The 8,252-nt window shown below is 64.5% G+C and carries 10 protein-coding genes; 8 read left to right on the top strand and 2 right to left on the bottom strand.

Features of this window, described 5'->3' with window-relative positions:
- Positions 1–74: 74 nt before the first annotated feature.
- From EJ913_RS31055 to EJ913_RS31040, 4 genes are all read left to right on the top strand, one after another.
- Positions 75–1,088 (top strand): hypothetical protein, encoded by a 1,014-nt coding sequence (locus tag EJ913_RS31055; protein WP_127005196.1) that lies wholly within the window; start codon positions 75–77, stop codon positions 1,086–1,088.
- Positions 1,089–1,090: 2 nt separating this feature from the next.
- A complete protein-coding gene (locus EJ913_RS31050; protein WP_127005195.1) occupies positions 1,091–1,570 on the top strand; it encodes a discoidin domain-containing protein in 480 nt (159 codons plus the stop codon).
- Between the two features lie 14 nt (positions 1,571–1,584).
- Positions 1,585–2,163, top strand: a complete 579-nt coding sequence (locus EJ913_RS32260) for a hypothetical protein (protein ID WP_211099086.1) — start codon at positions 1,585–1,587, stop codon at positions 2,161–2,163.
- Between the two features lie 70 nt (positions 2,164–2,233).
- Positions 2,234–2,725, top strand: a complete 492-nt coding sequence (locus tag EJ913_RS31040; protein WP_127005194.1) for a lysozyme — start codon at positions 2,234–2,236, stop codon at positions 2,723–2,725.
- A gap of 401 nt (positions 2,726–3,126) precedes the next feature.
- Here EJ913_RS31040 and EJ913_RS31035 read toward each other — a convergent pair whose 3' ends face one another.
- Positions 3,127–4,029: a DMT family transporter gene (locus EJ913_RS31035; RefSeq protein WP_244939572.1), complete on the bottom strand. Its 903-nt coding sequence runs from the start codon at positions 4,027–4,029 to the stop codon at positions 3,127–3,129.
- Positions 4,030–4,472: 443 nt separating this feature from the next.
- Here EJ913_RS31035 and EJ913_RS31030 point away from each other — a divergent pair, with 443 nt between their 5' ends.
- The 4 genes from EJ913_RS31030 (at position 4,473) to EJ913_RS31015 (ending at position 6,860) form a co-directional block, all read left to right on the top strand.
- Positions 4,473–5,534: a helix-turn-helix transcriptional regulator gene (locus tag EJ913_RS31030; protein WP_127005193.1), complete on the top strand. Its 1,062-nt coding sequence runs from the start codon at positions 4,473–4,475 to the stop codon at positions 5,532–5,534.
- An 11-nt stretch (positions 5,535–5,545) separates the two neighbouring features.
- Positions 5,546–5,974, top strand: a complete 429-nt coding sequence (locus tag EJ913_RS31025) for a hypothetical protein (RefSeq protein ID WP_244939571.1) — start codon at positions 5,546–5,548, stop codon at positions 5,972–5,974.
- 104 nt (positions 5,975–6,078) lie between these two features.
- Entirely contained in the window at positions 6,079–6,360 is a 282-nt protein-coding gene (locus tag EJ913_RS31020) for a hypothetical protein (protein ID WP_127005192.1), read from the top strand.
- 116 nt (positions 6,361–6,476) lie between these two features.
- Positions 6,477–6,860, top strand: a complete 384-nt coding sequence (locus EJ913_RS31015; RefSeq protein WP_127005191.1) for a hypothetical protein — start codon at positions 6,477–6,479, stop codon at positions 6,858–6,860.
- On the opposite strand, the gene EJ913_RS31010 is transcribed toward EJ913_RS31015, so the two are convergent.
- Positions 6,785–8,032, bottom strand: a complete 1,248-nt coding sequence (locus EJ913_RS31010) for a tyrosine-type recombinase/integrase (protein WP_127005190.1) — start codon at positions 8,030–8,032, stop codon at positions 6,785–6,787. The genes EJ913_RS31015 and EJ913_RS31010 overlap by 76 nt on opposite strands.
- Between the last annotated feature and the right edge of the window lie 220 nt (positions 8,033–8,252).

The raw sequence follows: 8,252 nt of genomic DNA, 5'->3' as shown, positions 1-8,252 counted from the left end.
ACCGATACGGTCGGCATCACCACGACCTCGCTCGGCCGCTACGGCTGGGCCATCAACGCCGAGGAGCTGATCTGATGGCCATCTTCAACGGGCGGAGCTACACGCTGGCCGACTTCCTGCCCTGGAGTTACACGGAGATTTGGGACCAGTTCTGGAACGACGTGCTGGTGGAGCTGGGGCTGCGCGCCGCCGCCGTCGGGGCGGCTGTGGTGGCCACCAGCTCCACCAACAGCGTGGCGATCGGCACCGGGGTCAAGACGCTAACCGTCGAGACCGGCAAGGGCTTTGTGCCGGGCATGTGGGTGGTGGCAACCGACGCCGCCAACAGCGCCAACAGCCTGACCGGGTCGGTGACCAGCTACAACACCGGGACGGGCGCCTTGGTGCTGTCGGTTCCGACCGGCGGCACGACGGGCAGCGGCACGCCGACAGCCTGGACGGTGGGGCTCGGCGGCAAACTGGGGCCGGTTGGCCCTGCGGGCAACGACGGGCTGATGGCGGCGGCTACGGACGCCGAGACGGCGGCGGGCGTGCTGACCACCAAGGCGGTGACGCCGGCCTCGGCGGTGGCCACCTTTTTCAAGCTGGCCGGCGGCACGCTGACGGGCTGGCTGCGCACGGCTGCGGGGTCGGCAGCCACGCCCGGCCTCCAGGTCGGCGAGGCTGGCACCGGCCTGTACCTTGTCAGCGCCGGGGTGGTCGCGTTCGTGACCGGGGCCGCTGTCGAGGCGTGGCGTGTGTTGGCCACGGGCGCGGTGCTCTTCGGCAAGGCGGTGCGCGGCCAGATCGTCGCCCTGACCTGGGCCAGCACGGTCACCATCGACGCCAACCAGGGCAACTACTTCAGCGTGACGTTGGCGGGCGCCACCACCTTCGCCAATCCGACCAACCTGACCGCTGGCCAGCCCATCACCATCATCGCCAAACAGGACGGCACCGGCAGCCGGACGGCGTCCTGGGGGAGCTATTGGAAATTCCCGAACGGGACGGCTCCGACGCTCTCGACAGCGGCCGGCAAGACCGACCGCATCGTCGGCCATGTCGTCAGCGCGACCGAGATCCACGCCCTCGCCGTGAAAGGGTTCTGACCGTGCTGGGCTTCGACGAGATGATGATGGGGGCGTCGATGACAACCGACGCCCAATACTGGCGGCTGTTCTTCTCCGGCGCGCCCTACGAAGGGGCGTCCGGCTACGTGGAGCTTTTCGAGGTCGAGTTCTTCACGACCGCCGACGCTTCGGGGGCAAACGAAAACAGCAGCATCTACGCGATCACGGCGAGCAGCGCCTATTCCGGTTTTCCGGCATCAAACGCCATCGACGGCAACACCTCGACGACGTGGTCGACGGCGGACAATTCGGCGTCCAACTCCTGGATCGCCGTGGACTTCAACACGTTGATCGGGTCGCCGACGCGGACGATCCGTGCCGTGGCGATCTATCCGAAGACCACGCGCATCTCGCCCACGACCTATCTCGAAGCGTCCACGGACAACGCGACGTGGCTGCGGGTCGCGACGCTGTCCCCGGCGAGCACGCAGGTGCGTCAGGTCTTCACCAACCTCCAATGAGCGAGGGAAACGCGATGCTCCCCCCTGTTGCGATTGTGTCCGGCGGCCTCGTCCTGGCCAGCTTCGACCGAGCCATTCCCTTCGTCGGCCCCGGCGGCATCCAGCACCCCATCGAGGCTTGGACGCTCTGGACGCCCGAGGATTGGGCCGCCCTGTGCCCTGGCTGGACGATCCTCCGTTTGGTCGATGAGCCGCCGACCGTCACCGGCAAGCGTGCGGTGCGCCGCTCCCTGTCGGACTGGACCGTCGGCGCCGACGCGGTGAGCGTCACCTATGAGCTGGTGGACCTGACCGCCGAAGAGATCACGGCAGCTGGCGCGCTCCTCCAGCAGCAGGTCACCGATGCCGTGCAGCAGCACCTCGACGCGGCGGTGCGCACGCGCGGGTACGACAGCATGGCCACCTGCGTGACCTATGCCGGCGAGGCGTCCGTGCCGCGCTTCCAGGCCGAGGGCCGGGCGGCGCGGGCATGGCGCTCGGCGGTCTGGGATCGGTGCTATGCGGTGCTGGCCGAGGTGCTGGCGGGCGAGCGGGCGTCGCTCACCCCGGCCGAGATGATCGCCGAGCTGCCGCCGCTGGTCTGGCCCGACTGACCCCCGCGACAACAATCCAGTCCGACCCGGCCGCTTCGAGCGGCCTTTTTCATGTCCGGAGGAATCCACCATGACCACGACCACCACGCGGCCCGTGTGCGCCGCCGCCATCGCCCTCGTCAAGCAGGCCGAAGGCCTCTACCTGACCGCCTACCGCTGCCCGGCCGGGGTGCCGACCATCGGCTACGGCCACACGGCCGGCGTGACCGAGGCGGACATCGGCTGGCGCCGGATCACCGAGCCCCAGGCCGAGGCGCTGCTGGCGGACGACCTGACCAAGGCCGCCGCCGCCGTCGACCGACTGGTCACGGTCCCGATCAACGCCGACCAGCGCGGGGCGCTCGCCTCCTTCGTGTTCAATCTGGGGGCCGGGAGCCTCGTCGGATCGACGCTGCTGAAGCTGCTGAACCGCCGGGACTACGCCGGGGCTGCCGGGCAATTTGGCGCCTGGGTCAAGGCGAGCGTGCGCGACAAGAAGACCGGGATCGTCGCCAAGGTGACCCTGCCGGGGCTGGTCACCCGGCGCGCGGCCGAGCGGGCGCTGTTCGAGCGGCGGGCGTGAAACGGAAAGCCCCGCCGGTGGGGCGGGGCTTTCCAAGGTCAACGCCTCGTGCTGGCTTTGTATATTTCTGAGGGGATGGGATCGCCAAGAATGAAGGCGTGAAACTCAATGGCTAGATTGTGCGGCTGGTACCTAGAAGAGATTGGGCTATGCCGGTCTTTGCCTTTTGTGATGGATATAATGTCAGGAACGGCGACAGAATAAGAGCGCTTCAAGCCAATCCCGCGAACCATCAATTCGCGCATCTGCTTTCCTTCGCGCCGATACCCGAGATAGTCAACTTCACGTTCAACCGCTCCCGATCCATAGTCGTAAACAATTTGGACCCTGACGGGCTGTGGAGCGAGTACGCGGGCAGGCGCTTTCTCTGGCATCGGTTCCTCCCATGGGGACATCGCCTATCAGGCGCGGGCCGGCACCGCCGATTCCTGTCGTGCTGGCTTGGCGGCTGCAACCACCACCCAGGCGGCAAGCAGCGTGATTGCGCCGCCGACCAGCATGTAGACGCCCGGCACCTCCCCGAACAGCAGGTAGCCGATGGCGGCGGCGGTCGGGACGCCCAAGAAGTCGAACGGCGCCAGGAAGCCCACAGGCGCCCGGCGGAACGCGGCGGCGGCGGTCCATTGCGCCAGCACAGCGAACAGCCCCAGAGCTACCAGCCAAGGCCAGCCGGCCACCGGAGGGGTGACCCAGTCGAATGCGGCGACCGGTAGCGTCGCGGCCACCGACGCGAGCGTGTAGACCAACACGATCATTCCGGCGGTGTTGGTCTTGGTCAGCCGACGGACGGCGGTCTGCGACCCGGCTGTCAGGACGCAGGCCGCGAAGGCGGCCGCGAGCCCGAGCTGCAATTCAGGCTTCGGCAGGGACGGCCAGGACGAGACCAGCACCCCGACGAACCCCACAGCCACGGCGGCCCACACCCGCGCGCCTGACCGCTCGCCCAGCATCAGGCGTGCGGCTACCGGAAAGAGCAGCACTCGCGCCGTGAAGATCAGGATGACGAGGGCGATGGGGGCGCCGCTGGTGAGCGCATACATCATCGCGTAGAGCGCCACCACGCCCAGGCCGCAGCGGATAACGTAGCCCCATGGATCGCGAGGCTTGCCCAGTTCGACCCCGGCCCGCCACAGGCCGACCAGCACCAGCGGACCAAACGCCGCCCGCCAGAACGCCAGCTCGGCGAAGGGGAGCTTGGCGCCCAGGAATTTGCCCGACACCTGCGACAGGGTGAAGGTGATGGCCGAGGCGGCGGCGAACAGGGCGGCGGCGGTCGAGGGGCGCATTTCGCTTCGAGTCGGCATCGTTTGGGGACGTGCAATCCCTACCAGCGCTGAGGCCCGCGAACAACTGTCGTGATCGTCACAAATTTCGACACTCGTTACAGGGGTGAAATTTTGAACATTCGGATATGCGGTTGCGCCGTTTGTCTCACGCCGGGCAGACCACGCCGTGTTGTCGGGCTGCCATTCGGGCGCGTCTGAAATAAGGTTTGCCGCCCGAACAGAAAAGGAAAGGCAAAACGCCCGCATTGATTAGAGCATAGTCCGCGAGGATATCAGGGCGCAGCCGGTAGAATCCCAAAAATAGGATTGGCGATTTGCTGGCGGGAGCCGAACGGAAAAGTAGTGAATATCCCGATATGCAGGGCGCATAATTGTGTCGGTCTTTCCATTGCCATAAAATTATGTGTCCCCTCTGTTACCGGAATGTTAGCTTGCGCTTGGAACTACCTAAGAGCATCGCCATGCCCTTCCTCGAACGCATCGACGACCTTCCGGCCCCGATAGCCGAAATCGTTCGCGTCACAGATGCGGCCGGAGGCGCAGTGTTGGCGTTCAGTAGCGACGACCACATTCTTCTTGCGAACCATGCGCAGCGGCAATTGATGCCGTGCTGCGACTACAATGACGACGATACCTATTCCTCTCTGTTTTGGCGGTTGCTTGATAAAGGAATGACTGGCAACCCGGTAGCACGAGAGACGCCAGAGAAGTGGCTGCGTCGCGCGATAGAGGTCCGAGAAAACAGCCCGAACCTTGATTGGGTGAACGATTACAAGTGGGGCAAAATGCTTGTGTCTCACTTTCGTTTGGATAACGGCGTCAGCGTACAAGCGCGTCTCGACATGAAGGCTTCTGGCCTTGAACACTACTTCCACGGCTTGGAGACCTGCACAGGCGTTACCCGCATGCTCCGACTGCGTCAGGAGATTCGAGGATTGGAATGGGCTCTCGACAGCCTGGGGCTTGCCGTGGCGCTCGTTGATCGGGTTGGCAGCATCCTGCATGCCAACTCCAGCTTTCTCGAAATGCTGGACCTCGGTGACGGCGTCGTGAGCATGGACGGCAACGGAATTGGCGCGACGGATGCTTGCGACGATCTGGTGCTGAAACATGCGGTCCAGAGCGTCGCAAGCGGCATCGTCCCGGCGGCCTATGTCCCAATTCGCCGCGTGAGACAAGATCCGCTGATCATGGCGATCAGCGCCGGTCAGTCGGCCGGCACGGCGATCATCGCGACCGCGCGGTTCGGTGAAGACCTGTCTGAGGTTGGCGCGGCAGTTCGCCAAGCGCTGGGGGCTACTCCGGCAGAAGCGGAGGCCCTGGTCGGCATTGGCGCCGGGGAATCGGTGACCGAGTTTTCCGACCGACGCGGCCTTTCTACGGGCACGGTCTACCGCCGTATCGATGATACCAAGAAAAAGCTTCGGAAGAACAGCTTTGCCGATCCCGATTTGGCTGGCATCGCCAGTCTGGTGACCGGGATAGCGGCGATCACCCGCGCCCCTAACCGGCGCAAACACTGAGGAGCATGAGCATGGGTATTCGCGTCGCGAACATCGACTTTTCTACGTACAAGCAGGCGATGCTCGACAAGGGTGTCCCCCAGGCCGAGGTCGATGCCTGCTGGGCCGACCTGCTGATCCTACTGCATGCCACCGAAGACACGGGCCTCGCGCACGCGATGACCGAGGGGGCCGACAAGGCGTTGCACGAACTGGTGAGCGACACCGCCGGCCTGTTGCGGATCAGCGCGGCGGTGCTCGGCGCCGGCCGGGTCCTGGCTCATGACCCGCGAGCTTATGGCACTCCCGCCTTCGATCTGACCTGGGAGCGCACCCGCGCGGCTTTCGCTCGTCACGGCGTCGATCTGCCGGCCGACTACCGCTCGGACGTGGGCAACTTCCGATCGGCGGCAACGTGTCTGGTGTTCCCCGGCGGTATCGCCGAACTCCAGGCCGCCTGATCCCCGCAAGGGGCTGACAGGCGCCCGCTTACGCCAATAAGCGGACGCCCTGTCCAGGCCGGTTACCCGAGCGCAGACTGATCACGCAAAGCCCTAGGAAAGCGATGATGATCAACGGAGAGCATACCGCCGATGTTGGCGGGTGCAAGGGCGCGGCTGCGTCCCTGCACCTGCCGTACATCCTCCACCTCCAACCCGCCGAGCTGCGGCACCGAGCCGCCGCTGAGAGGGCGGATGCCATGGCGCTGTCGGGCCGCTACTCGGCGGCCTGTGTCGCGATGCTGCTGGCCGATGCTGAGCGATGCGAAGCGCGGGCGGCGGAACTGGAGATGGTGTGGGGGCTGCAAATCCCCCTCGTGCCGCAGGAGGCCCAAGCGGTCGCCTGATTCGCCCCGGCGAAACGACAAACGCCCGGCTGGTGAGACAGCCGGGCGCCTTGTCAGAGCCGGAAACCGAAACGAAACCGGATCATGACGTGATCCCCAGTGAGGCTTGCAAACCCATGAAGATCGACCCGGAGGATACCCCCATCGCAGGAGAGCGCAAGTGTGCTGACGCAGTGGAGCAGGCCGGCACCTCGGTACTGCCCGGCATCGACCTCACTTTTTCCGAGGCAGAGCGGCAGATAGAAAGCGCGTCTCCCGACGATGCCGCCGAGCTGGCGATGCTCATCCACGCAACGGCTCCAAAAACGCATGGTGACGCTATCGTAAAGTTACGCCTACTTACTAGCGATCTTGGAATAGCTGGCAGTGAGAGCGAGACGTTCACGAATAGCGTTGAGCAAATACTGGGGTTCATGATTTCTAGTCAGGCACATCCGGCTATTATTTCGGAAACCCTTGCTGCCCAGCGCTCCAGAGCATCGCGCTTTTCATCTACATAAGCGTGCCGGTCATAAACTCCCTTCACGCCACCTATGGTGTGTCCGATCACCCGTTCAGCGATATCGCTTCCGATCCGCAGCTCGGACAAACCAGTGCGCAGGGTGCGGCGCAGGTCATGCAGCGTCCAGGGCCGCAGATCTTCAAGGCCCTCAGTCGCGCGCCGCGCCCTCACCTTCTTGTCGAGCACCTTCTTGGCCCAGCTATAGCCGCTGAATCCGCTGTCGGGTACCGTCGTGAACACGAACTTGTCGGAGACTTTCGGCTGGCTGGCGATGATGTCACAAGCCGCTTGGACCAGCGGCACCACATGGGCGACGCCGGTCTTGTAGCGCTCCGACGGTATAGTCCACATCCCGGCGTCAAGGTCCAGTTCGAGGCGCTGCATGCCGCTCACCTCATCGCGTCGCTGGCCGGTCAGGATCAGCACCTTGACCAGCGCTGGGAAGGGGCCGATCAGGTCATCGCAGGCCAACCAGATGTCGCGCAGCTCGTCGGGGTTCAGCACCCGGTCCCGGTTGTGACGTTGCAGGACACCGCTACGCTTCCTACCCCGGCTCTGGCTCGCAAGCAGGTTTGCCTCCAGGTCGCCACGATCAACTGACCAGTTCACGACCCGGATGACGATCTCGCGGACCTTGTGCGCTTTCTGGACCTGCCCGGCTGCGATGATCGGGTCTAGGAGCGCGACGAGATCCTTGCGACGCAGGTCGGCCGCGACCTGATCTTTCCAGGTTGGCAGGATTGCCCGATTGATCATTGCCTCAACCTCCCCGCCTCTGCGGAGCGCTGGGCATTCCTGCTTGATGTAGAGGGTCGCTAGGGCGCCGAACGACCCCGATGCATACCCCGTCAGGGCTTTGTGCTCCTTGGCAGCCTGCGCCTTGTCCTTGGCGGCCTGCTTCGCCGCAGCAGGATCGGTGCCAGTCTCCACCTGTCGCAGCGCTTCGGCCGCCTTCTCTCGCGCCTTGCCCAAATCCAGCGCCGGGAAATGCCCGAGGGTGAGGCGCTTCTGCTTACCGTCAAACCGATAGAAAACGAACCACGACTTGTTCGAGTCGCCGATGCGCAGGCCGAAGCCCGGCATGGAAGCGTCGAACAGTTCCAAGCGCTGGCCGGGCGCGGGAGGTTTGGCATTCTCAACGGCCTTTGCGGTCAGCTTGACCTTGGGCATGATGGGTAACCTTGGGTAACGAATTGGGTAACGGATCGCGTGTGAGCGGGCGTTCCTTCATGTTAGCCAAGGTTATGCCTAAAATCACTAATTTGCTGATATAAAACAGAATATGTTACGTGACGCATCGCCATGTTACAGAAAGCACATCGTGGAGAACGAGATGCTGAACGGCGAGACCATCCGCCTCGACGGCGCCATCCGCATGGCGCCTCAATGA

This window comes from Azospirillum doebereinerae (assembly GCF_003989665.1).
Lineage (GTDB): Bacteria > Pseudomonadota > Alphaproteobacteria > Azospirillales > Azospirillaceae > Azospirillum > Azospirillum doebereinerae.
Note: the sequence above shows the minus strand (reverse complement) of the source record. Positions and strands in the feature narration are given on the sequence as shown.